This is a genomic window from Allolucifera butyrica, from assembly GCF_900476375.1.
GTDB lineage: Bacteria > Bacillota > Negativicutes > Sporomusales > UPPP01 > Lucifera > Lucifera butyrica.
This window is the reverse complement of record NZ_UPPP01000061.1, coordinates 13746-37885: the sequence shown is the minus strand read 5'-3', so window position 1 is coordinate 37885 and position 24140 is coordinate 13746. Positions and strand designations below refer to the sequence as shown.

At 45.5% G+C, this 24140-nt stretch carries 23 protein-coding genes; all 23 read left to right on the top strand.

Annotated features, from left to right (window positions below):
* Positions 1 to 7: 7 nt before the first annotated feature.
* The 23 genes from LUCIF_RS05985 to hflX all read left to right on the top strand — a co-directional run bounded on the left by LUCIF_RS05985 (position 8) and on the right by hflX (position 24139).
* Entirely contained in the window at positions 8 to 1591 is a 1584-nt protein-coding gene (locus tag LUCIF_RS05985) for a DEAD/DEAH box helicase (protein ID WP_207857081.1), read from the top strand.
* Positions 1592 to 1634: 43 nt separating this feature from the next.
* Entirely contained in the window at positions 1635 to 2696 is a 1062-nt protein-coding gene (gene recA, locus LUCIF_RS05980; RefSeq protein ID WP_122626973.1) for a recombinase RecA, read from the top strand.
* Positions 2677 to 3153: a regulatory protein RecX gene (locus tag LUCIF_RS05975; protein ID WP_122626972.1), complete on the top strand. Its 477-nt coding sequence runs from the start codon at positions 2677 to 2679 to the stop codon at positions 3151 to 3153. Before recA ends, LUCIF_RS05975 begins: the two co-directional genes overlap by 20 nt.
* A gap of 188 nt (positions 3154 to 3341) precedes the next feature.
* Positions 3342 to 4877 (top strand): ribonuclease Y, encoded by a 1536-nt coding sequence (gene rny, locus LUCIF_RS05970; protein WP_207857147.1) that lies wholly within the window; start codon positions 3342 to 3344, stop codon positions 4875 to 4877.
* A 131-nt stretch (positions 4878 to 5008) separates the two neighbouring features.
* Positions 5009 to 5530, top strand: a complete 522-nt coding sequence (locus LUCIF_RS05965; protein ID WP_122626971.1) for a hypothetical protein — start codon at positions 5009 to 5011, stop codon at positions 5528 to 5530.
* A 166-nt stretch (positions 5531 to 5696) separates the two neighbouring features.
* Positions 5697 to 5957: a stage V sporulation protein S gene (locus tag LUCIF_RS05960; RefSeq protein WP_122626970.1), complete on the top strand. Its 261-nt coding sequence runs from the start codon at positions 5697 to 5699 to the stop codon at positions 5955 to 5957.
* A 179-nt stretch (positions 5958 to 6136) separates the two neighbouring features.
* Positions 6137 to 7639 (top strand): leucyl aminopeptidase, encoded by a 1503-nt coding sequence (locus LUCIF_RS05955; protein ID WP_122626969.1) that lies wholly within the window; start codon positions 6137 to 6139, stop codon positions 7637 to 7639.
* The gene (locus LUCIF_RS05950; protein WP_122626968.1) at positions 7636 to 8463 is read left to right on the top strand and encodes a PHP domain-containing protein; all 828 of its coding nucleotides are present in this window, start codon (positions 7636 to 7638) and stop codon (positions 8461 to 8463) included. Before LUCIF_RS05955 ends, LUCIF_RS05950 begins: the two co-directional genes overlap by 4 nt.
* A gap of 55 nt (positions 8464 to 8518) precedes the next feature.
* Positions 8519 to 8791: a translation initiation factor 2 gene (locus LUCIF_RS05945; RefSeq protein WP_122626967.1), complete on the top strand. Its 273-nt coding sequence runs from the start codon at positions 8519 to 8521 to the stop codon at positions 8789 to 8791.
* A 127-nt stretch (positions 8792 to 8918) separates the two neighbouring features.
* Positions 8919 to 9746 (top strand): Asp23/Gls24 family envelope stress response protein, encoded by an 828-nt coding sequence (locus tag LUCIF_RS05940; protein ID WP_122626966.1) that lies wholly within the window; start codon positions 8919 to 8921, stop codon positions 9744 to 9746.
* A gap of 21 nt (positions 9747 to 9767) precedes the next feature.
* Entirely contained in the window at positions 9768 to 10115 is a 348-nt protein-coding gene (locus LUCIF_RS05935) for a DUF3870 domain-containing protein (RefSeq protein WP_122626965.1), read from the top strand.
* Positions 10116 to 10289: 174 nt separating this feature from the next.
* Positions 10290 to 11654 (top strand): tRNA (N6-isopentenyl adenosine(37)-C2)-methylthiotransferase MiaB, encoded by a 1365-nt coding sequence (gene miaB, locus LUCIF_RS05930; protein WP_122626964.1) that lies wholly within the window; start codon positions 10290 to 10292, stop codon positions 11652 to 11654.
* Between the two features lie 27 nt (positions 11655 to 11681).
* A complete protein-coding gene (gene mutS, locus LUCIF_RS05925) occupies positions 11682 to 14273 on the top strand; it encodes a DNA mismatch repair protein MutS (protein WP_122626963.1) in 2592 nt (863 codons plus the stop codon).
* Complete coding sequence (gene mutL / locus LUCIF_RS05920; RefSeq protein ID WP_122626962.1) at positions 14270 to 16075, top strand: DNA mismatch repair endonuclease MutL; 1806 nt, start codon at positions 14270 to 14272, stop codon at positions 16073 to 16075. Before mutS ends, mutL begins: the two co-directional genes overlap by 4 nt.
* Positions 16076 to 16108: 33 nt before the next feature.
* On the top strand, positions 16109 to 16891 hold the full coding sequence (locus LUCIF_RS05915) for a class I SAM-dependent methyltransferase (protein WP_122626961.1): 783 nt from the start codon (positions 16109 to 16111) through the stop codon (positions 16889 to 16891).
* Position 16892: 1 nt separating this feature from the next.
* Positions 16893 to 17822 carry a tRNA (adenosine(37)-N6)-dimethylallyltransferase MiaA gene (gene miaA, locus LUCIF_RS05910; RefSeq protein WP_122626960.1) on the top strand — a complete coding sequence of 310 codons (930 nt, stop codon included), beginning with the start codon at positions 16893 to 16895 and terminating at the stop codon, positions 17820 to 17822.
* Between the two features lie 50 nt (positions 17823 to 17872).
* Entirely contained in the window at positions 17873 to 18130 is a 258-nt protein-coding gene (gene hfq / locus LUCIF_RS05905; RefSeq protein ID WP_122626959.1) for an RNA chaperone Hfq, read from the top strand.
* A 173-nt stretch (positions 18131 to 18303) separates the two neighbouring features.
* Positions 18304 to 19230 carry a type I phosphomannose isomerase catalytic subunit gene (locus tag LUCIF_RS05900; protein WP_122626958.1) on the top strand — a complete coding sequence of 309 codons (927 nt, stop codon included), beginning with the start codon at positions 18304 to 18306 and terminating at the stop codon, positions 19228 to 19230.
* A 246-nt stretch (positions 19231 to 19476) separates the two neighbouring features.
* Positions 19477 to 20433, top strand: a complete 957-nt coding sequence (locus LUCIF_RS05895) for an AAA family ATPase (RefSeq protein ID WP_122626957.1) — start codon at positions 19477 to 19479, stop codon at positions 20431 to 20433.
* Positions 20430 to 21035, top strand: a complete 606-nt coding sequence (locus LUCIF_RS05890; protein WP_122626956.1) for a GTPase domain-containing protein — start codon at positions 20430 to 20432, stop codon at positions 21033 to 21035. Before LUCIF_RS05895 ends, LUCIF_RS05890 begins: the two co-directional genes overlap by 4 nt.
* Positions 21016 to 21603, top strand: a complete 588-nt coding sequence (locus LUCIF_RS05885; RefSeq protein WP_122626955.1) for a hypothetical protein — start codon at positions 21016 to 21018, stop codon at positions 21601 to 21603. The genes LUCIF_RS05890 and LUCIF_RS05885 overlap by 20 nt, the downstream gene beginning before the upstream one ends.
* A complete protein-coding gene (locus LUCIF_RS05880) occupies positions 21600 to 21833 on the top strand; it encodes a hypothetical protein (protein WP_122626954.1) in 234 nt (77 codons plus the stop codon). Before LUCIF_RS05885 ends, LUCIF_RS05880 begins: the two co-directional genes overlap by 4 nt.
* Before the next feature lie 503 nt (positions 21834 to 22336).
* Positions 22337 to 24139, top strand: a complete 1803-nt coding sequence (gene hflX / locus LUCIF_RS05870; RefSeq protein WP_122626952.1) for a GTPase HflX — start codon at positions 22337 to 22339, stop codon at positions 24137 to 24139.
* The last annotated feature ends 1 nt before the right edge of the window (position 24140 follow it).

Genomic DNA, 24140 nt, shown 5'->3' with positions numbered 1-24140 from the left:
AAATATTTTGAAAGAAAATGGATATTTTGGTACGATTCCCTTAAGCAAAAAAACGCTTGCCTCGATAACAGAAATGGGGTTCGAAGAGCCGTCACCCATACAAAGTCAAACAATCCCGTTAGTCATAGAAGGAAATGATGTAATTGGCCAAGCTCAAACCGGTACCGGAAAAACCGCTGCCTTTGGCATTCCCATTATGGAGCGTATTACGGACCAGCGCCAGATTCAGGCTTTGATTCTCACACCGACCCGGGAATTGGCGATTCAAGTGTCGGAAGAAATCGCTAAAATCGGCAAATTCCGGCGGGTTAAGACCCTGCCGATTTATGGCGGCCAATCTATTGACAGGCAAATCCGCGCCCTGCGCTTCGGCGTTCAGGTTGTAATCGGAACACCGGGACGGTTGCTGGACCATATCCGGCGCAACACAATCAAACTCAATGCCGTAAAAATGCTAATACTGGATGAAGCCGATGAAATGCTGGATATGGGTTTTATAGAGGATATCGAAACGATTTTTCAAAATATCCCCACGGACCGGCAAACATTGCTTTTTTCCGCTACCATGCCGCAGGCAATCATCAATCTGGCCGAAAAATACATGAAAAATCCTGTTACCATAACGATCAATAAAGAACAGCTTACGGTGCCGCTAATTGATCAGTTTTATTATGAGACCCGCGATAAGATTAACGGATTATGTCGGGTGCTGGATGTTGAAACGGCGGAACGGACTATTATTTTCTGCCGTACCAAAAAAGGCGTCGATGATTTGGTCGCAACATTGCAAGGCCGGGGTTATATGGCCGACGGCTTGCACGGTGACTTAAGCCAGGCTCAGCGGGACCGGGTAATGAAAAAATTCCGGGACGGTAAACTGGAAATTCTGATTGCTACCGATGTCGCAGCCCGGGGCTTGGATATTGAGCATATTACCCATGTTATTAATTATGATATTCCGCAGGACCCGGAATCGTATGTTCACCGGATCGGCCGCACAGGGAGAGCCGGCAAAAAGGGAGTCGCCATCACCTTTATTGGTCCCCGGGAATACCGGCAGCTGAAAATAATTGAAAAAGTAGCCAAAACCCGTATTGTTCGCCGCCAATTGCCTTCTCCGGCCGATATCCTGGACCGTCAGCGGGAATTTATCAAAAATCACCTGATCCAAACCATTGCCCAGGGAAACTTTACTGATTATCATCCGATTATATCGGAGTTGGTGGATGAATATGACGCGGTGGATATTGCGGCGGCAGCCCTTAAACTGTTTCAGGAAGGATTAACGGGCAATAAGGAAATTGTTTTGGATGAAAAAGCATTTACGTTTGGTAATACTGGCGCGGAAAGGGGAATGGTCCGTTTATTTATCAATGCAGGCCGGGCCCAGAAGATAAGGCCGGAAGATATTGTCCGGGCTATCGCGGAAGAGGCGGATGTCCCCGGTAATGTGATTGGTGTTATTAATATTTATGAAAAGTTTACCTTTGTTGAGGTTCCGGAGGACCTTGCCGAACGCGTGCTATCCGTAATGCATAAAAATACAATAAAAGGCTACCGAATTAATGTGGAACCGGCCCGGGGCCGCTAGCCGTTTACTTTTTCTTGACTTTACGAACAAATGTTTGTAAAATATGGATAGAAGGAAGCGTAGGGGAGGATTGAAATTGGACAAGCTAACGGCATTGCAAAATGCCATGCGTCAGATTGAAAAGGATTTTGGCAAAGGATCCATTATGAGACTTGGCGAAGCTGCCGAAAAAATGAATATAGAGATCATTCCCACCGGTTGTCTCCCGCTGGATATTGCCCTGGGAGTAGGCGGCGTACCCCGTGGCAGGGTGGTGGAAATCTACGGACACGAATCATCCGGAAAAACCACCGTGGCCTTACATATTATTGCCGAGGCCCAAAAATTGGGAGGCATTGCTGCTTTTATTGATGCCGAGCATGCTCTGGACCCTCTTTATGCCAAGAAACTGGGTGTCGATATTGATAATTTGTTAATTTCCCAGCCGGATAACGGGGAGCAGGCTCTGGATATTGCCGAAGCATTGGTTCGCAGTAATGCCATTGACGTTATTGTTATAGACTCGGTGGCCGCTCTGGTTCCCCGGGCGGAAATAGAGGGCGAGATGGGTGATGCCCATGTTGGCCTGCAAGCCCGGCTTATGTCCCAGGCATTGCGGAAATTGACCGGTATAATCAGTAAATCCCGTACTACTACTATATTTATTAACCAAATTCGCGAAAAAGTCGGCGTTATGTTCGGCAACCCCGAAACAACCACCGGCGGACGGGCCTTAAAATTTTATTCGTCGGTCCGTCTGGAAGTAAGAAAAGCGGAAACCCTTAAACAGGGTAATGATGTTGTCGGCAGCCGCACCAAAGTCAAAGTAGTGAAAAATAAAATTGCTCCCCCCTTTAAGCAAGCGGAGTTTGATATTATGTACGGCGAGGGAATTTCACGGGAGGGCAGTCTGGTTGATGTTGGCACCAGCCTGGAAATCATCAGCAAAAGCGGTACTTGGTATTCCTACGGGGATGTCCGGCTGGGACAAGGGAAGGAAAATACCAAAGAATTCCTGAAAGATAATCCGCAGACCGCCGCTGAAATTGAGACCAAAATCCGGGAAGAATTAATGGCCGGAACCGCAAAAATACCTTTAGTTCCGGATGAAATTGCCGTTGAATGAGCAGGATGTTTTTCAACTCGCGTTAACAATGCTGTCCCGCCGGTCCTGTAGCGAAGCCGAAGTCGCCTTGCAGTTAAAGCGCAAGAACGTGGACGGAGCGACCGTCATGGCGGTAATTTCCCGGTTACGTGAATACGGCTATTTAAATGATGCTGCTTTATGTGATTTATTATTGCATAAATACAGCACTTCAAAGAAGTACGGAATTCGGGCAATTGTGGATAAACTCAAACGCCGCGGATTACCCGGCCCGGTAATTCAGAATGTCATAAACAGTTTTGATTATGCGGGAGAATTAAAAAAAGCGCAGAATTTAATCCAAAAATACATTACCGCTAAACCCGTCAGTAATTACGAAATTCAAACTAAAGTTGCACGTTTCTTATATACAAAAGGTTTTTCACAGCATACAATTAATGCGATACTGGAAGAACTGCCGTCAGCGGGGCAGGAATAATCCCCGTGATGAAGGTGCCAGCTTGACACTCTGTTGAAAAACCTTTACAATTAAAGTAACCAGTCGTGTAACTTTTAAGAGAACCTGAATGCTGTAGGGGAGCATCAGTAGGAACTTTTAAAAGCCGAGTTATATACTCGGCTTTACCCTTAATATTGATAGGAAAAAGGAGGTGGAATATTATCGTAATACTTGAAATCGTTCTGACAGCTGTTATTGTTGGTCTTTTGGGATTTGGACTCGGTTATTGGATACGGAAAAACATTGCTGAAGCTAAGATTGCAACAGCAGAAAATGCTGCCAGAAAAGTGATAGAAGACGCGGAAAAAACCGCAGAGGCAAAGAAAAAAGAAGCACTTTTGGAAGCAAAAGAGGAAATTCATCGACTGCGAAGCGAGTTGGAACGGGAAATTAAAGAACGTCGCAGCGAGCTGCAGCGGTTGGAGCGTCGTTTGGTGCAAAAGGAAGAAAACCTTGACCGAAAAATCGATTCTCTTGAGAAAAAAGAAGAGATTCTTAGTCGTAAAGAGACTGAGTTAGATAAAAGTCAAGAAAAAATTAACGATTTGTATGCCAAACAACAAATAGAACTGGAGCGCCTGTCCGGTTTAACTTCGGAAGAAGCCCGCAACCTTTTATTAGCCAGTGTAGAAGAAGAAATAAAACACGAAACAGCTATGTTAATTAAAGACATAGAACAGCAGGCCAAGGAAGAATCCGATAAAAGGGCTCGTGAAATCATTTCTCAGGCGATTCAGCGTTGCGCCGCTGACCACGTTGCCGAGACAACCGTATCCGTTGTCGCTCTGCCAAATGATGAAATGAAAGGCCGTATTATTGGGCGGGAAGGTCGGAATATTCGGACATTAGAAACTTTAACAGGAATTGATCTAATTATTGATGATACACCGGAAGCCGTGATTTTGTCCGGTTTTGACCCGGTCCGACGGGAAGTGGCCAGAATTGCCCTGGAAAAACTAATTACCGACGGACGGATCCACCCGGCCCGAATTGAAGAAATGGTGGAAAAGGCGCAGAAAGAAGTCGAACAAAAAATTAAAGAGGCCGGTGAACAAGCTACATTCGAAACAGGCGTGCACGGGTTGCATCCTGAACTGATAAAACTGTTAGGACGCTTAAAATACCGTACAAGCTATGGTCAAAACGTATTAAAGCATTCCATTGAAGTAGCTCACTTGGCTGGTGTTATGGCCGCTGAACTTGGTATTGATGTTATGATGGCGAAACGGGCCGGTTTGTTGCACGATATCGGCAAGGCTGTTGACCATGAGGTGGAAGGTCCCCATGTGACGATCGGAGCCGATTTAGCCAAAAAGTACCGGGAAACATCGGAAATTATTAATGCAATTGCGGCGCATCACGGAGATGAAGAACCAAAAACAATTCAGGCCGTGCTGGTAGCTGCAGCAGATGCAGTTTCAGCCGCCCGTCCGGGAGCTCGGAGAGAAACTCTTGAGAGTTATTTGAAAAGATTGACACGATTGGAAGAAATTGCCGAGTCGTTTGATGGTGTAGATAAATCGTTTGCTATCCAGGCGGGTCGGGAAATTCGCATTATGGTTAAACCGGATAAAGTGGATGATTTAGGTTCGATTCGCTTAGTTAGGGATATTGTCAAAAAAATTGAAAGTGAACTGGAGTATCCCGGCCAGATAAAGGTTACGATTATTCGGGAAACCCGGGCTGTGGATTACGCAAAATAAATAATAAAGTAAAAGCGGTCTTAGACAAGACCGCTTTTCATTTTCCAATAATTTAAAAGAGGAATTACTCCCCGCTTAAGAGAATAAGATCATAAATATTTATGTGAGCTTAGTAAATTGGAGTGAAACCTATGCCGAAATATATGCAAGACGACGACCAAATATCAGATGGAGTAAACTTATTAATTTCAATCCTGGTACGATACCCGGAAATTGGCACAGTCAGTTTTGACCCTGATAATAATTCAATTAAACTAACCTTTATGCTTTCCGGCATTTCCTGGAATGCGGAAATTAAAACTGCCAAACAGTGCATTATTGACAGTATTGCCGCTTATCATATGCTGCAAAATATCCATCCGGACATTACCGATGTAATTTTGACCGATGCTTATGAACAAATCGCCATGCTCACAATTAAAAGAGATGTACATACCTTGTCCAAAGGCGAAATTGCTCTAATCATTGCCCTCCTGCGTGACGGCTTCCGGGAGCGTTTAATGAGCGACCAAAATGATACGATGCAGGAAGAAGACCTCATGCTCCAGGAAGAGTTAATTGACGATATGCTGGAGAACTTAAAAAAGAAACGTACCGGCCACGGACTGATTGGTATCCGGGAAGACGGTCGCGTTCTTGTATTCAATAAATAAATTAAAAAAACGTTTATAACCAGGATTTTCTTTGAAATTCCTGGTTATATAAATTTATATAATTATTTGAAATTTTGGAGACGTAAAAAAGGAATTTTTTGGTGAATAAAGAATATGATACCATAGGACTTAAGGTTGTTTTTATTAAAGGAGGGTACAAAATAACATGGAAGTCTTAAAGGTATCAGCAAAATCCAATCCTAATTCTGTAGCAGGTGCTTTGGCTGGAGTGCTTAGAGAGCGTGGTGGTGCTGAAATGCAGGCCATTGGCGCCGGCGCCCTTAACCAAGCAGTGAAAGCGGTAGCAATTGCAAGAGGATTTGTAGCTCCTCACGGTGTAGACTTGATATGCATCCCTGCCTTTACCGATATCATGATTGATGGGGAAGAACGAACCGCCATTAAGTTAATTGTTCAACCGCGATAAGTAATCTTTAAGCAGGAAGAAAGTATTTTACTTTTCGGTATTTCGCGAAAAACGGCTTGTATAAGAATATCCCGAAAAGTTATACTTTCTGTTACTGTAAAAAAACCTGTTCGTATGAACAGGTTTTACTGTTTCAATTAAAAATTCCGGATAATACTACTACCTAAAGAGGTGTTTTTATGGAAATTGAAGTAGTTTGTGGCTCAGCGGCCAAACTTGTATGTGATGCATTAATTTTAACGCTCTTCGAACAAAAAACGGAACCGGAATTTTGGACCAAGCAAGTGGGGCCGGAAATGGCAGCCTATATCCAAACTATCATTCAAGATCAGCCGCAATGCAGTAAATTGAATGAGATTACAGTTCTTCCTACGGGAAATAAGCTTGGAGCCAAACAGATCATCTTAGCGGGCGCCGGTGAAGAAAAACGGTTTACAATGGACCGGCTGCGTTCTGTTTGCGGTACTGCCGTGCAAACGGCTCAAAAATTAAACGCAACTTCTATCAGCTTTTTGACCGCTCATCCTGCGCTGGAAAAATATGCGCCCGCTACAACCGCTCAAACAATCGTTGAAGGAATTATATTGGGCTCGTATCAATTTAATCAATATAAAACAGAGACTGATTCGAGCCCGGCTGTAAAAAAAATCATCCTTATAAGTCACGATACCGATAGAATCGCCGCGCTGGAACAAGGGTGTAAAACAGGCAAAATCATTGCCGAAAACGTAAACGGTGCCCGCGATTTAGTCAATCATCCCTCTTCGTATATGACTCCTTCCCGGATGGCCGAATATGCTGCGGCAATTGCCAAACAAGAAGGGGTGTTACTGACGGTTCTCGACAAGGCCGAAATGATCAAGCAAAAAATGCATGCCTTGCTGGCTGTGGCGCAAGGCTCCCAGGAGCCTCCCCAAATGATTATTTTGCAATATTGGGGAGACCGGCAAAGTAAGGAAATCGCCGCTTTAGTCGGCAAGGGAATTACCTTTGACAGCGGTGGCATTTCCCTTAAGCCCAGTGAGGGAATGCAGGAAATGAAAGATGATATGGCCGGCGGTGCCGCGGTAATGTATGCCATGGCGGCTATTGCCCGGTTAAAACTTAAAATAAATATTATGGCGATTATTCCCTGTACAGAGAATATGCCTTCCGGAACGGCCTTTAAACCGGGTGATGTTATTACCTCGATGGCCGGAAAAACAATCGAGATTATTTCCACCGATGCCGAAGGGAGACTGATCTTGGCCGACGCTATAACCTATGCGCGAAAACTTGGCGCAACCCAGCTGATTGATGTTGCGACGCTGACCGGTGCCTGTGTAATTGCCTTGGGTACCATCGTATCCGGTATTATCACGAATAATAAAGGATGGTGCAAAAAATTAATGCAGGCGGCGGCGGCAGCAGGTGAAAAAATGTGGCAGTTACCTAATTATGAAGAATACAAGGAACAAATCAAAAGTTCGATTGCCGATATGAAAAATTCCGGCGGCCGGCCGGCCGGTGCGATCACAGCTGGGATTTTTATTAGCCAATTTGTCGACAACCTTCCCTGGGTTCATATTGATATTGCCGGAACGGTAACCAGTGACAAAAATCAGGGCTATCAGGTAAAAGGTGCGACCGGGGTTGCTGTCCGGACCTTAGTTCAGTTAGCCCGGGATATGAGCGCTTCATGATTGCGGATCTGCATATTCACACAACGGCTTCGGATGGACGACTTTCTCCGGCCGAAACAATAAACGCCGCCATAAATGCAGGCCTCACCTGCATTGCAATAACCGACCATGATACGGTGGCAGGTATTAAGGAATTAAATAGCAGTTGTCCGTCTTATGCCAAATCCTTGTCGGTAATTCCCGGAATCGAACTGAATACGGATTTGCCTACGCATGAAGTCCATATTCTTGGTTATTTTATTGATATTGATAATGCGGAACTGCTTTCAGAGCTGGAATCCATTCTTCGCGGCCGCCGGCAACGGGCCCTGAGGATGGTGGAAATCTTAAATCAACTGGGTTATGCAGTTCAATATGAACGGGTAAAAGAAATAGCCGGCCAGTCCGTAGCCATCGGTCGTCCTCATATAGCCAAAGCGTTACTGGAGAAAGGCTATTTTGGTACCACCCAGGACGTCTTTACGGCCTTGCTGGAAAAAAACGCGCCTGCTTACGTTCCCCACTATAAATTGAATCCCGCTAAGGCGATTCAGCTCATAAAAAAGGCCGGCGGAATTCCCGTATTAGCTCATCCGGGGTTGATCGGCGACGACATGGTTGTCAAAGAAATGATGACAGCCGGAATCCAGGGCCTGGAAGTATATCATCCTAAACATGATTCCGTCACTACGCAAAAATATTTGAATTTGGCCCTTCGTTCCAAACTGCTCGTTACCGGTGGTTCGGATTTTCATGGAATTCCCGGTCGTCTTCCGGAAGAACTAGGTACTTTTTCCATACCCTTGCAATTAGCCCAAATTTTGCAATCCCGTATCCAGGCATGAAAAATGGGAAATAGAATATACTTTTGATACAAGAGACGATTCAGGAGGATGGTTTATGATCGACGACATCAGCCTGATTGAGGATTTAAAAATGCGGGTACAGGAATTGGAAAATAAGGTGGCCGCCTTACGCATCAGTCGCCGGGTACTAATGAACCTGATTGACACATTGGAAAAAGAAAAGCGGGAGCGGCTGGCAATACTGGAAAGTCAAAATGAAAAATTGCAAAAAAACAACTGCCGGTATGCCCGCGCCATAATGTATCGCAATGTACGCATTGTTGAATTGGAAGAGCAATTAAAATATTTCCGCTTGGCAAAAAAATAAAAGCGACAGTTATACTTGACAACACCTGAAAAGGTGTTTATTTTTATTATGAGTATACTTTACTATTTAGCCCACTTTTCGCAGTCCTCTGTTACTCAACAATATGTGGGATTTAGGAGGCCATCGGATGAATATCATTGCCTTGGTCGGGCCGAGCGGAACGGGAAAGAGCCACCGGGCACTGGTCGTTGCTCATGAACATAATGTAGATACTATAATCGATGATGGCTTACTGATCAAAGATAGTAAAATCATTGCCGGTTATTCTGCCAAAAAAGAACCGAGTAAGATCCGGGCCGTAAAACGGGCTATTTTTATGGACCCCGACCATGCCCGGGAAGTTCGTGAAGCAATTACCAAAGTAAAACCGGAACGCATGCTAATTTTAGGAACCTCAGTGAATATGGTGGAAAAAATTCTCGCCGCCCTCGAATTACCGTCAATCAATCAAACGATTCGAATTGAGGAAATTGCTACTAAATCGGAAATCGAAAAAGCCCGTGAGAGCCGTTTAAAAGAAGGCAAACATATTATTCCCGTACCAACCATTGAACTGAAGGCCCATTTCTCCGGTTATTTAATCGATCCCCTGGAGATATTCTTTAAAAAACCGCAAGCGGCTAAACGGCGGAAATTAGGGGAAAAATCAATTGTACGGCCGATGTTTAGTTATTATGGAAAACTTTTGATTTCCGACGCCGCCATTGCCGCCATTGTTGATTATGTTGCCACCAGAGAGCCGGGAATTACCCGCACTATGCAAATTGCGATAAAAAATTTCTTTGAGAAAGAAAAAGGCATCTCCATTTCCCTTGATGTAACGGTAAAATATGGCTATCCCTTGTGGGATGTTGTGCATCAAGCCCAGCATCAGATTAAAAATACGGTGGAATATATGACCGGAATGCTGGTAAAAGAAGTTAACATCGAAGTAAAACGTCTTAGCCTCGATTAAACGACGATAGGGGGATTTTCCGTGGATAAAGCAGGGTCGAATTTGGTGTTATTTTCAGGTTATGCAAAATTACCTACCGGTATTACTGCCAGCGAGATGTATAAAGTAATTGGTTTAGTTGTTCTTATCGATGTAGACAGCGGTGAAATTGTGGAAGCGGATTGTACGCTGGCCACGCGAGTTGCCCGGGATCACGTCTCGACTGCCTTAGTAGGAAACAGCATAAAAAATGGACCTGACTATCTAATTCATTTAATTGACCGGATTTATCAAGGAAGTGCCAAAAAAGCGGTAATTACAGCGATTCGCATTATTTACGACAAATACCGCAGTTATAAGGAAGGTTGGACACCCAGTATATTGGATTAATTGAAAAACGTTTCCCAACAGAACAGCCCCATAGCGGGCTTTTGTTTTTACCGTACCGGAAATTGTCGCCATAAATTTCAAGGTGAGAAATGTAGGTTAGAGCAGTAGACCGGGTTTGTTTGTAAACCAAAATTAGGATATAATATAACAAAGAACCACCATCAGGAGGATATAATGTCGATTCAGGAGAAAAATTCCGGCTCTACGCCAGTTGAAGCAAAAAATAGAGAGTATTTTACAACCATCACCTATGGCTGTCAGATGAATGAAAGCGATTCCGAGCATATTGCCGGCCAGCTCCAAAGCATGGGCTATCAATTTACCGCCGACATTCATGTGGCCGATATTATTATCATCAATACTTGTTGCGTCCGGGAAAGTGCGGAAAAAAAAATCTACGGAAAAATCGGTGAATTGAAAAAGCTAAAGACCGCGAAACCGGATTTAGTCATTGCCATTTCCGGCTGCATGGCGCAAAAAGACAAGGAAGCTTTATTCAAAAAAGCGCCTCACGTTGACTTGGTCATTGGAACTCATAATATTTATCAATTCGTTGAAAACATAAAACAAATCAAAGCCTCCAAAAAGAAAGTCCTGGCTGTTGGCGAAGAAGGGGAACGGCCATCCCCGGCCGTACCGGCGGTTCGTAAGGGGCAGGTCTCCGCCTGGGTACCTATCATGCATGGCTGCAATAATTTTTGTACCTATTGCATTGTCCCGTATGTGCGCGGCAGGGAACGCAGCCGTCCCCTGGAGGATATTGTCACTGAAGTAACCGAATTAGGCAAGGCAGGCTTCAAAGAAATCACGTTACTGGGACAGAATGTAAACTCTTATGGTAAAGACACTCCCACGAACGCGGATTTTGCCGATTTATTGCAGGCTATCGACCAAATTGACAGTATTGAACGAATCCGCTTTATGACATCGCATCCGAGGGATATGAATGAGAAAGTGATCGAAGTCATAAAAAACGGCGCTAAAATTTGTGAACACGTTCATTTACCGGTCCAATCCGGCAGCGATACCATCCTGGCCCGGATGAACCGCGGTTATACAGCAGACCACTATCGCCGCCTGGTAGAACAAATCCGGGAAAAGATACCGGATGTAAGCATTACAACGGATATTATCGTCGGTTTTCCGGGCGAAACAGAGCAATTATTCGAAGAAACCTTAGCTTTTCTCAAAATGATCCGCTTTGACGCCGCTTATACTTTTTTATATTCGCCCCGTTCAGGAACACCGGCGGCCGAAATGACTGAGCAGGTTCCGCCGGAAATCAAGAAAAGGCGGCTTCAACAATTGATGCAGGTACAAAATGAAATCAGTTTGACAATTAACAAGCAGTTGGAAGGCCGGCGGATGGAAGTGCTGGTGGAAGGAACCAGTAAAAATGATGTTCATAAAATGACGGGCCGGACCCGTACCAATAAAATAGTTATTTGGGATAAAACCCAGGAAAAAATCGGTCAATTAGTTGAGGTTATGGTTACCGGCGCCCAGACCTGGGTACTTAAAGGACAAATTGCCAATTAACTGATTTTAGGGAAGAGGAGAATTTTTATGGCTCCCAGCTATACGCCAATGATGGAACAATACCGGGAAATAAAAAAACAACATCCCAACGAATTGCTGTTTTTTCGCCTGGGTGATTTTTATGAAATGTTTTTTGAGGATGCCGAAGTTGCCTCCCGGGAACTGGAAATTACGCTGACCTCCCGGGAAGCCGGGCTGAATGTCCGTGTTCCTATGTGCGGCGTCCCGTATCATGCCGTTGATAATTATATTGCCCGCTTAATTAATAAAGGTTTTAAGATTGCTATTTGTGAACAGGTGGAAGACCCCAAGCAAGCTAAAGGCATTGTCCGCCGGGAAGTCATAAAAATCGTCACCCCCGGAACGGTCTTGTCCGAAACGTTATTAACCGACAAGGGAAATAACTTCCTGGCCGTGCTGTACGAAGAAGATGCAACACTCAGTTTAGCGGCGGCGGATATTTCTACCGGCGAATGCCTCTGGGAAGTATTTACCGGTGCGTACCGTCTTGCTACGGTGTGCGATTATTTATTTCGTTTAATGCCGTCGGAACTGATTATTACCAGCCGGATTGAAGAACTGAGCAACTTAAACGACTTTATTGCCCAGCGCATTCCCCATTGTGTACAAACTACGATCCGGGTCGATGACCTCAACATTCTGGCCCAACTGTTACGGCAGCATTTCGGTGCCGACGAACTGCCGGCCAGCCATAGCGCCGAAATGGCCAGCGGTTATTTATTATATTATCTGCATCAGACCGTGAAAAATGATTTATCCCATATCAACCGGTTGTCTCAGTTCAATGCTAACGAACATTTAATTATTGATGCCTCGACTCTGCGTAACCTGGAAATAACGCGTAATATGCATGACGGCGGTAAAAAGGGCACCCTCTTGTCGGTTTTGGATTTTACCAAAACGGCAATGGGGGGACGGTTATTAAAAAAATGGCTCGAAGCGCCCCTGTTGAACCCCTTACATATAGACAACAGGCAGTCGGCAATCGGTGAATTGTTGGACAAACCGTCCATTCGTCACGAACTGCAGGAGGCCTTGGGTGAAATCTATGATTTTGAGCGCATCGTAACCCGAATCGAGATTGGTTCAGCCAATGCCCGAGACCTGATCTCGCTCAAAGCCTCCTTGTCCGTACTGCCGCAAATTAAGCGTTGCACCCAGGTAACCGAAACAAAGCTGCTCTCAGGCATCAGTCAGACCTTACAAACGCATACGGATATTGTGACTTTAATTGAAAATGCTATTGTTGACAATCCACCCCTTTCCGTCCGGGAAGGAGCAATGATTAAACCGGGTTATGACCTGGAATTGGATGAACTGCGTACTATGGCCCGCAACAGCAAGGAATGGGTGCAAAATCTGGAAACCCAGGAACGGGAAAAGACGGGCATCCGTTCCCTCAAAGTCGGTTACAACAAGGTATTCGGCTATTATATTGAAGTGACTCATGCCAATAGCGGTTCGGTTCCGCCAACTTATATCCGCAAACAGACACTGGCCAATGCCGAACGTTATATTACGCCGGAATTAAAAGAATTTGAAACCAAAATTCTCGGTGCGCAGGAAAAAATAGTCAATCTGGAATATCATTTATTTACCCAAATTAAGGATCGCGTCAAGGCCCATATAAAAGAAATTCAGCAAACGGCGCGCAGTGTGGCCGAATTGGATTCCATTTACAGTCTCGCCGAGGCTGCGGGGCGCTACGGCTATGTAAAACCGCAAATCAATACCCGGGAAATCGTAATCAAAGACGGCCGTCATCCCGTAGTGGAACGGTTATTATTGCAAGAAATGTTTGTTCCCAACGATACTGTCTTAAATCATAAAGATAATGAGGTTCTAATTATTACCGGACCGAATATGGCGGGAAAATCAACGTATATGCGCCAGGTTGCGCTTTTGGTCCTCATGGCCCAGATCGGCAGCTTTATTCCGGCCCGGGAGGCTTCCATCTGTCCGGTAGACCGCATTTTTACCCGGGTAGGCGCCAGTGACGATTTAGCTACGGGGCAAAGTACCTTCATGGTAGAGATGAATGAAGTAGCGCAAATTATAAAACATGCTACCACCAAGAGTTTGATCATTTTAGACGAGATCGGCCGGGGGACCAGCACGTTTGATGGTATGAGCATTGCCCGAGCCGTAGTCGAGCATATTAAAGACCGGATTAAAGCAATGACCTTATTTGCCACGCATTATCACGAATTAACGGAGTTAGCCGAAAACAGTCCGGTAGTTAAAAATTATTCCGTTGCCGTCAAAGAACGGGGAAACGAAGTTGTATTCTTACGGCGGATTATTCCCGGCGGCGCAGATAAAAGCTATGGCATTCATGTTGCCCAATTGGCAGGGTTACCAAAAAAAATTATCGAGAGGGCCCACGAACTGCTCAGTGAACTAGAAGAACAGCATGGTGTTAACAGGCTGGATTCACCGGCTCCCATCGCTGCTGCTACGGGAACGCAGTCACTATTTCAAAGTACCCTGGCGGAAGATTTGCTGGCCTTGGATATAATGACCCTGACCCCATTAGAAGCACTGAATCTTCTCTATAAGCTGCAAAATCAGGCCAAACAGGAGGTCGGCCAGTTATGAGCCCTTCTGTCATCCGTATTCTTGATGAGAATACAGCCAATAAAATAGCGGCCGGAGAAGTGGTAGAGCGGCCGGCCTCAATTATTAAAGAACTGGTTGAAAACGCCATTGATGCCGGCAGCCGGAACATTGAGGTGGAAATCGCGGAAGGCGGCACCGCTTTTATTCGAGTGACCGATGACGGCAGCGGCATGAGCCAAGAAGATGCCCAATTAGCTATTTTGCGGCATGCAACCAGCAAAATCCGTTCGGCGGAAGACCTCGGACGAATTGCTTCCTTGGGTTTCCGGGGGGAGGCGCTGCCCAGCATAGCCTCCGTATCGAAATTTTCTATCACAACAAGGCTGCATGACGCCACACTGGCAACCTATGTGGAAGTAGAGGGCGGTGTGGTGACGGAAGTCAGGGAGGCGGGGGGAAATGCCGGAACAACCGTCACCGTAAGAGATCTTTTTTACAATACACCGGCGCGGCAAAAATTTCTTAAATCGCCCGCGTCGGAAAGTTCTCATATTCATGATATTCTTGGCAAACTGGCCCTTTCCCATCCCGAAATCATTTTTCGCTTAATCAACAATACACGCGTTGTTTTATCCACACCGGGAAACGGCAAACTGGCCGACGCCCTGGCAGGATTGCACGGCTACAAGGTAGCTACCGATATTCTGCCGGTGAATTATACCCTGGATTCAATCCGTGTTTCCGGTTTTGTAGGTAAGCCGACCCTCTTAAAAAGCAGCCGCCAGTGGCAAACCTTTCTGGTTGATTCCCGGGTGATTAATAGCCGGTTAATCGCCAAGGCCCTTGATAATGCCTATCACTCCCTGCTGCCAAAAAACGGCTATCCGCTGGCTGTGCTGAACATTGAAATTCCTCCGGACCTGATTGATGTAAATGTCCATCCGCAAAAGAGTGAAATAAAGTTCAGTAACGAACAAACGATTTACCGCGCTGTTTATCACGCTATTGTTGAAGTTTTAGCCGACAAACACTCCCCGGGAGAGTTAGCCGCTTCCTTTCCGGTAAAGCAGCCAAACAATCACTATAGCGTCGGCAGGCAGTCCTTTGAAATTCCCCGCGCCATTCCTTCCACTCCTTCCGCTCCGCCGTCTTCCTGGCGGGAAGAACCGCTCTCTTTTCCCGAAACCCAGCAGGTAATCCGGGAGGAAAAATTATTGCCCAGTACCGGCCCGGTACCGGTCGATGCCGATATCGAAGCCACGCCGGAACCGGATATTATTTTACGGCCCTTAGGACAAATCGAAAACTGCTATATTGTTGCCCAGGGTGACGACGGCCTGTATATTATTGACCAGCATGCCGCCCATGAACGGATTTTGTATGACCGGCTGGGCCGTACGACGGACCGGATACCGGCCCAGCAGCTGTTAGTGCCGCTGTTTTTGGAATTTGATCCACAGGAAACCAATATAATATTAGAAAAAGCAGATACATTTTATCAACTGGGCTTCACATTGGAATTGTCAGGCCCCAATACATTTCGCTTGCTGGAAATGCCAAGTGATATTTCCCAGACTGAGGCTGACGAGGCCTTGCGCCAAATTTTAAGTCTCCTTCATAATCTGCACAATCCCACGCCACAGGATATACGGCATGCTTATCTGCAGACGGCGGCCTGCCGGGCAGCCGTAAAAGCCGGCGAAATGTTGAATATGCGGCAAATGCAAGCCTTAATCAGTGAGCTTTGTGCCACAACATTACCATATACCTGTCCTCACGGCCGGCCGGCCATGGTTCGGTTCGCTCCGGAGGACCTGGCAAAATTATTCAAACGTACATAAAATTTTTAAAATAACACAGATGGGGCAGCGGCTATGATCATAACAACCGTACATCATCCTTCACCGAATTTAGAAGAACAGGCGCATGAGACCGCCAAGAGTCTCATGCTCCCGTTTGTCGCCCGGGAAAATCATTCCCTGGCGGCCTTAAAAGCACAATACCATACGGAGAATATCCTGGTAATGACCACCCAAGGCCCCCTTGTGCATACCGCCGGCGGTGAATACTTTTTTCATTTAAGCATGGCGGATCTGCGTATAAAAAATCTCACAAATGGTAAACATGACCATATGGTGACAGCCATGGGTCTCCAGCCGGGAATGTCGGTGCTGGATTGCACCTTGGGTCTGGCTTCCGATGCCGTCGTAGCCAGTTTCGTCACCGGTGAGGGGGGAACCGTTGTCGGGCTTGAGGTGTCACCGGCCGTTGCCATGATAGCGCAATACGGACTTGCCAACTTTGTCGGTGATGACGAACGCATTACCACAGCTTTACGCCGGATCCAAGTAAAGAATATTGATTATGATTCTTATTTAGCCGGTTTGCCGCCGGGAAGTTTTGATATCATATACCTTGATCCCATGTTCCGGTGCCCCGTCGTAACCAGTGCGAACGTAAAACCGCTCAGATATTTAGCCGATATGCGTCCGGTCAGCAGGGCCGCGATCGAACAAGCCTGTCGGGTTGCTAAACAAAGAGTGGTCATCAAAGAGGCTCATGAAAGCCCGGAATTCAAACGTCTGGGTATAACCAATCTGACAGGCGGCAAATATAGCAGCGTGCAATATGGCGTTATTCCGGCGGGGAGCCATTAAAATGGAACAGCTAATTGCCATATTGGGCCCGACTGCAGTCGGCAAAACGAAGCTGAGCATTGATTTGGCCCGGTTGCTGAATACGGAGATTATATCCGGTGATTCAATGCTGGTATATCGGGAAATGAATATCGGTACCGCCAAACCCTCACCGGAAGAACGTTCCGGCATTGTCCATCATCTTATCGATATCCGGGAGCCCGGCGAACTTTTTAACGTAGTTGATTTTCGGCAGCTTGCCGTCCAATGTATAACTGCCATTCAGCAAAAAGGGAAAATACCAATTTTGGCAGGAGGCACGGGGCTATACGTTAAGGCTCTATTGGAAGGATACCAGTTTAATCAGTCTGCCGGCGACGAATCCTTACGGAAAAAATATACCGCCTTGGCCGAACAACATGGCAAGGAATACGTGTATTCTTTACTTGTCAAACTGGCACCCGAATCGGCCCGCCGGGTACATCCGAATGACCTGCGGCGGATTATAAGGGCGCTTGAGGTCTATCACCTTGAGGGCAATACGGTTTCTGAACGCAAATTCTCCGACCAGCAGACGCTGATGTATGATGTCCTGGCCATAGGGCTTACTCTGAGGCGGGAGCTATTATACGAGCGCATCAACAACCGGGTAGACCAGATGTTTGCCAATGGGCTGGTCGATGAGGTCCGTCTTTTGCTCTCTCAGGGAGTCTTACCGGCGGCCCAGTCAATGCAAGGCATCGGTTATAAGGAAGTATGTGATTATTTAGCCGGTACAGCCAGCCTAAACGAAACGATGGATAACATAAAACAGGCAACGCGGAGATTTGCGAAACGCCAGTTAACCTGGTATCGTAAAATGCCATATATCCATTGGATAGATATTGACAATTTTGGTAGTTATGATAAAATGTTTACATATATTTACAGTCTGATTGCAGGAAAGTTTTAGACCCGAGTAGAATAGAATAAATATTATTGATATACGGAGGGGTTAGATTCATGACAACAAAAGTAATTAATTTACAGGATAGTTTTTTAAATCAGGTCCGCAAGGAAAACGTACCGGTCATTATTTATTTGGTTAATGGATTCCAATTGCGCGGAGCTGTTAAAGGTTTTGATAATTTCACCGTGATTATCGAAAATGAAGGGAAACAACAGCTGGTCTATAAGCATGCCATATCAACAATTACACCCTTCCGTCCGTTGAATTCCGGTTTTCACGATAAAAGGGAAGAACCTAAATTGGATAAATAGAATAATAGTATGGCCTATCCGGTTGAGAAAGAAATGTTTCTCAACCTTTTCTTTTTCTTTTGCCGTTACCACATCGCTGTGGTAAACTTTTTGAATTATTACGGTATTTAAAATGCTCTTCCTGTTTGCTATGATTAAGAAGTAGACAAAACGTGAGTAAAGGTGGAAAAACTATGTTATATCCGTTAAAATTCAAACCAATTTATAAAGAAAAAATTTGGGGCGGCAAGAGCATAGCCGGCATTTTTAACCGTGACGTACCCTGTGACAGGGTAGGAGAAAGCTGGGAACTGTGCAGTCACCGGAATGGGACCAGTATGGTTGTCAACGGTATTTTAGCCGGGGAATCGCTGCAAACGATTATTGAGCGCTACGAAAGGGACTTACTGGGCGCCAAAGAGCTGCTTCCCGGCCGGAAATTCCCGTTATTACTTAAAATTATTGATGCCAGCGATAATTTATCACTACAAGTGCATCCGGATGATGCCTATGCCTATCAGCAGGAACAGGAACCAGGCAAAACGGAAGCATGGTACATTGTGTCGGCCCGGGAAAATGCCCGTATTATTTATGGTCTAAAAGAATCCGTCACCAGAAACGAATTTCTCAACGCCTTGCAACAAAATCATTTTGAAAATGTGCTGCGGACGGTACCAGTAAAAAAAGGGGATATGGTTTTCGTTCCCGCCGGCACGGTACACGCTCTGCTGGAAGGGGTAGTTGTTTACGAGGTTCAGCAAAATTCCGATACCACCTACCGGGTATATGATTACGGACGCCTTGGCCCTGACGGACGGCCACGGGAGCTGCATACGGACAAAGCGGTTGAGGTAATCCGGTTTGGCCGGCAGGAAACGATTGATTTTTCCCGGTCAAAGATCGAATGTCCTTACTTTCAAATGGAAAAAATCACCGTACCGGAAGAATGGCGCGACGCAACCAATAATCAGTATGCTATCTATTGCATTCTTAACGGGAAAGGCATTATCGATTCTGTACAGGGGGAAGAAAGAGTAGAAAAAGGCGAAACCATATTGATTCCCGCCAGTCTGGGCAATACCCGCCTCCGGGGAAATCTAGATTTGTTACGTATCTCCTAAGCAAAACCGCTAACGCGTGGTTTTGCGGTCTGTGGCGCAGGGCTCGGGGCGCGGGGAACCATCTGGAAATCATTTTGGACGCCAATCCAGACAGAAGGATCGTAAAAAAGACTTGGTGCAAACTAAGTCTTTTTTCCTGCGCCATGAGCCGAAAAACCGCGTCAGCGTTTTTCTCATAGGCCAAGCACCTTTCGCATCCTTTTGCGTATAATGGATATCACCGATACCCAGGATGAGGTGACTACAATGGCATATCTGTGGCCACAGGACGTGTTGTCTGCTGTCGAGACCGGAGATATTTCCGCTTTGGAAGCCTTTCAGCTACTACAGGAAATGGACCAAGTCGACCGATTAGCAAAATATAAAGATACCAGCAGTTCATCCAATTCGCAAAAAAGGGTGGAGGAAATTTTGCACGAGTTAGACAGCTTAATCGGCTTAAACTCTGTAAAAAAGTTGGTCCGTGAAATTTATGCCTTTATTGAAATTCAAAAACGGCGGGAAAAAGAGCGGTTAGTTACGGAGCCGCTGGTTTTACATATGATTTTTAAAGGCAACCCGGGTACGGGAAAAACTACGGTAGCGCGTATTTTGGGAAAAGTCTTCCGGGAAATGGGAGTTTTGTCCCGCGGCCATCTTATCGAAATCGAGCGGGCAGACTTGGTGGGAGAATATATTGGACATACGGCGCAAAAAACCCGTGACCAGCTAAAAAAGGCCTATGGGGGAATTTTGTTTATTGACGAAGCCTATTCCCTGGCCAGAGGCGGAGAAAAAGATTTTGGCAAAGAGGCTATTGATTGTATGGTCAAGGCAATGGAGGATCATAAAGACGAATTAATTTTAATCTTAGCCGGCTATCAGCAGGAAATGGAAAATTTTCTGTTGACGAATCCGGGGCTTCGCTCCCGTTTTCCCATTCATATTGATTTTCCGGATTACAACGATAACGAATTGCTATCCATTGCCGACCAAATCTGTGCGTTGCGGCAGTATAAAATAAGTCAGCAAAGTAAGCTGGCCATGTTAAAAATCTTAAATTCACTAAAAAACAATGAAGTTTCCGGCAATGCCCGCACTGTCCGGAATATCATTGAAAAAGCCATCCGCCGGCAAGCGGTAAGACTAATGTCCAAAACGATTACAACCCGGGAGGAATTAATGCTTTTGGAACCTGCAGACCTCTTGGAGGTGAAAGAATGAGGGAATGTCTGATTGTCGGGCGGCCTAACTCGGGAAAAACTATGTTTACTCTTAATTTTGCCGCTTATCTGGGAAACAAAACAATTGACATCCTGTTCAAAACATATGACGGATTACTGACCAGCCGCCATTTTACAATTGATGATGCCAAACGGGAACTATGCGATACTTCTCCCCATAAAACACGGCTGCCCCAATCCATTGAACTAAAAATGCCACAGGGAAAAACGGCGGCTCATTTTAAATTGACCGACACCTGCGGTGTCGCGGAAAAGATCTATAAAGAAGAAACGATCCGGAAAGGAATGGCTCAAACCTTAAGTTTAATTCGTTGTGCCGATTTTATTATTCATCTGTTGGATTTGACGGAACTTACCGTTGAATATTTAAAGAATCCAGCCAATATTGACCACGAAATATACAACTACGGTATGGTAAGACATAATTATATTATGCTTTTAAACAAAATAGACCTGGCCGCAACACGAGAACCCGTATCCCGGGCAGCCGAAGCCTTTCCCCAGGTCGTCATTTTACCGATTTCGGCCCGGTATAGCCAAGGGTTTAAAGAGGTGAAAAATTATGTGGCCCGAAATATATAACTTTCTTTTGAATGTAAGCGCCGTAATTTTATGCTGCATTGCGGTAAAACTGACCGATGATTTTCTTGATCAGGAATTTGATATCCATTCCGGCATCAATTGGGCCCAAAGATACGGCGCAGGAACCATGGTTTATGCAATGCTCATTCTTGCTCTGGCCGCGGCAATGAATCCGCCGCTTACCCTGTCTCTGTTTCTAGGCAGCTATATCGTCGGCATGTTTAATCAATTTACCCGCTTATTTCCCAGCCATTTAACAGGTTGGCAGGAATCCCTGCTTGTGTTTTTCATCGGGGCAATTCTTTTCGGCTGGAATTTGATGCTTTTTGCCGTACTCTTTGTATTATCCGTACAACTGCTGGATGATTGCCTGGACCGTCACCTCGACTCGATGTGCGGCATGCGTAACCTGGCCCAAAAATACGGTCTTACTGAATGCGCCTTACTGGCCCTATTCTGTTTGATGGTTGCCTGGCTGGTTAATGAACAAATATTTTCTGCCGTATTCAGCGGCTTTGTTATCTTTTATCTTACAATGCTTCATTTTCAGAGGAGGGCCAGTCAATGAATCTTGAAATAGCTATTTTTTTACTGGCGTTCTTCCTTTTGGGATATATACTGGGCAAGCATCAAGGAAAACAGTCCGGCTATAAACAAGGCCTGGCAACTACCCCGTTACTTTTACGGCAAAAATCATTAGAAGCAGGTTTTTGCCTAATCTGTGGCAGTTATGAATCAGACCATATAGCCGAACCGGTTGATGAAATCCCACAGCATTCGTCGCCCAATCGTCCTTAACCAGCCTGCAGGCATGGCTGGCTAAAGGAGCGGACAGGCTTCTGATGAATAAAAGTGGAATCGTTCATTCATAATAAACATAATAGCAGGGGAGGGATGCAGGGTGGACATTTCCCGGCGAATGCGCAAGCAAAAAACCTCGCAAATTTTTTTGAAACGCTTCTTTGCCTTTTCTACGGGAAGTTTTTTCATTTTCCTATTAGGCGCAATGTGGTTCCTGGAAAATAAGTTTGCTTTTTTCCTTTTATCGGTTATAATTTTTTTTGGTATGTTATTATTTAATCCCGGTAATGTTAAGAGATTCTTTCCGTTTTACCGGTCATCCGCTTATTGGGTACGACTGGCAGCCTCATTCGTTTCCCTGATAACTACCATTGCTTTAATTAGCCGCATTGCTCACAGTTAATGCCAAAAATTCTTTTCAATGCTGCCGTTGTTGAATAAGGCTAATTTGTAGCCTTTCTTTTATTTTAGGAAATATATCTACACAGGGAGGTGGTAATTTGGCTACAATACATGGAGATATAACTGGAATCCGGAAAAGTATCCTAAAAAGGTTAGAAACCCTATATGAATTTGAAATTTCTCGTAACGAGATCATTACGCTTGATTTAGCGCAAGTGTTACTGTCCATTTCGGACCAAATACAACGTGAAATTGCCATTTACCTTAACCGCCACGGCAGAGTCACCAGCGTTGCCGTCGGCGATATCCGCACCGTTGGCTTACCGGAGCTAAACGGCCGCAGAGGACAAAACAGATTGTCCGGCATACGGTGCATCCATACCCATCCCAATAGCAGCAGCGCGTTAAGTGAGCTGGATATAGCCTCCTTACGGGAAATGCACTTCGACTTAATAGCTGCGCTTAGTACCGGCCCGGAAGGAAAGATTGACGCCAGTTATGCCTATATAACGAAAATAATTGAAGATGAAACTGATATACATTATATTGGGCCGGTTAATCTTGATGAATTTATAAAAACGGATTTTACGGCATTGCTTTTGTCGGTAGACCATCGCGCGGAATTAATGAATACAGTACATATCGCCGAAAAAGAATCTGCGTTACTGGCAGGAATTGAGCAAACTAAAACAGAGGACATCCGCCTTTCTTTGGATGAGCTGGAACAGTTGGCCCAAACAGCCGGAGCCATTGTCGTCGGTAAAGTCTGGCAGAAGAGGGACCGCCCGGACCCAGTCTATTATTTAGGACGCGGCAAAATTGAAGAAATTAAGTTTTTACGACAAACGAAACAGGCCAATATGATTATTTTCGATGATGAACTTTCTCCCACCCAACAACGGAATCTGGAAGAAAGCCTGGGTATCAAAGTCCTGGACCGTACCGCATTAATCTTAGATATTTTTGCCCAGCGGGCCCGCTCCTATGAAGGAAAATTGCAGGTGGCGCTGGCTCAGATGCGCTATAATCTACCCCGCCTGGGCGGCCAAGGACTTGTTTTGTCCCGGCTGGGAGGGGGAATTGGCACCCGCGGTCCGGGTGAAACCAAGCTGGAAATCGACAGACGGCGTATCCGTTCCCGAATTGCCGAAATTGAAAAGGCAATCGAAGAATTAAAACAGCAACGAACTCTACACCGTCAAAGAAGGCAAAATGAACAAAAGATTGCGGTTGCTCTTGTCGGCTATACCAACGCGGGAAAATCAACCCTGCTGAATGCGTTAACGGCTGCCGGTGTTATGGCGGAAGACAAGCTTTTTGCCACTCTGGACCCGACGACACGCCGGGCGGTATTACCGGATGGGCAGGAAATACTAATCACCGATACGGTAGGATTTATTCAGAAATTACCGCATCAGTTGATTGCCGCGTTCCGCGCTACCTTGGAAGAAGTAGTTCAGTCAGACCTGTTAATTCATGTTGTGGATGCCGCCCATCCCGGATACCAGCGGCAAACCGAAGCGGTTTTTCAAGTTTTGAAAGAACTGCAGGCCGACACCAAGCCGGTCATTACCGCCTTTAATAAAATTGACAGCATTGACAGCCCTTACCAGCTTGAGCGCCTGTTGCGCCAGGATAACAGCGTCGGCATATCCGCTCTTTCGGGGCAGGGAATCGAACGATTGCTGCAAATGGTTCAGGAATACTTATATACCAATAAACAACAGCAAAAGCGCGAATTGCTGTTACCCTATGATCAGAGCGGCCTTCTGGCCACTCTCTACAAAAATGCGGCTGTCCACAAAGTGCAATATTGTCCCGAAGGGATCCGGGTCATAGTTTCCCTGCCGCTAGCCATGATTGATTTTTACCAGACTTATGTTTTACAAGGGGATGAATAAA

Excerpts from the sequence above, each read along its gene's own strand:
- recA (WP_122626973.1), top strand. The coding sequence starts at position 1,635 with ATGGATAGAAGGAAGCGTAGGGGAGGATTGAAATTGGACAAGCTAACG.
- LUCIF_RS05975 (WP_122626972.1), top strand. The coding sequence starts at position 2,677 with ATGAAATTGCCGTTGAATGAGCAGGATGTTTTTCAACTCGCGTTAACA.
- LUCIF_RS05965 (WP_122626971.1), top strand. The coding sequence starts at position 5,009 with ATGCCGAAATATATGCAAGACGACGACCAAATATCAGATGGAGTAAAC.
- LUCIF_RS05960 (WP_122626970.1), top strand. The coding sequence starts at position 5,697 with ATGGAAGTCTTAAAGGTATCAGCAAAATCCAATCCTAATTCTGTAGCA.
- LUCIF_RS05955 (WP_122626969.1), top strand. The coding sequence starts at position 6,137 with ATGGAAATTGAAGTAGTTTGTGGCTCAGCGGCCAAACTTGTATGTGAT.
- LUCIF_RS05950 (WP_122626968.1), top strand. The coding sequence starts at position 7,636 with ATGATTGCGGATCTGCATATTCACACAACGGCTTCGGATGGACGACTT.
- LUCIF_RS05945 (WP_122626967.1), top strand. The coding sequence starts at position 8,519 with ATGATCGACGACATCAGCCTGATTGAGGATTTAAAAATGCGGGTACAG.
- LUCIF_RS05940 (WP_122626966.1), top strand. The coding sequence starts at position 8,919 with ATGAATATCATTGCCTTGGTCGGGCCGAGCGGAACGGGAAAGAGCCAC.
- miaB (WP_122626964.1), top strand. The coding sequence starts at position 10,290 with ATGTCGATTCAGGAGAAAAATTCCGGCTCTACGCCAGTTGAAGCAAAA.
- mutS (WP_122626963.1), top strand. The coding sequence starts at position 11,682 with ATGGCTCCCAGCTATACGCCAATGATGGAACAATACCGGGAAATAAAA.
- mutL (WP_122626962.1), top strand. The coding sequence starts at position 14,270 with ATGAGCCCTTCTGTCATCCGTATTCTTGATGAGAATACAGCCAATAAA.
- LUCIF_RS05915 (WP_122626961.1), top strand. The coding sequence starts at position 16,109 with ATGATCATAACAACCGTACATCATCCTTCACCGAATTTAGAAGAACAG.
- miaA (WP_122626960.1), top strand. The coding sequence starts at position 16,893 with ATGGAACAGCTAATTGCCATATTGGGCCCGACTGCAGTCGGCAAAACG.
- hfq (WP_122626959.1), top strand. The coding sequence starts at position 17,873 with ATGACAACAAAAGTAATTAATTTACAGGATAGTTTTTTAAATCAGGTC.
- LUCIF_RS05900 (WP_122626958.1), top strand. The coding sequence starts at position 18,304 with ATGTTATATCCGTTAAAATTCAAACCAATTTATAAAGAAAAAATTTGG.
- LUCIF_RS05895 (WP_122626957.1), top strand. The coding sequence starts at position 19,477 with ATGGCATATCTGTGGCCACAGGACGTGTTGTCTGCTGTCGAGACCGGA.
- LUCIF_RS05890 (WP_122626956.1), top strand. The coding sequence starts at position 20,430 with ATGAGGGAATGTCTGATTGTCGGGCGGCCTAACTCGGGAAAAACTATG.
- LUCIF_RS05885 (WP_122626955.1), top strand. The coding sequence starts at position 21,016 with ATGTGGCCCGAAATATATAACTTTCTTTTGAATGTAAGCGCCGTAATT.
- LUCIF_RS05880 (WP_122626954.1), top strand. The coding sequence starts at position 21,600 with ATGAATCTTGAAATAGCTATTTTTTTACTGGCGTTCTTCCTTTTGGGA.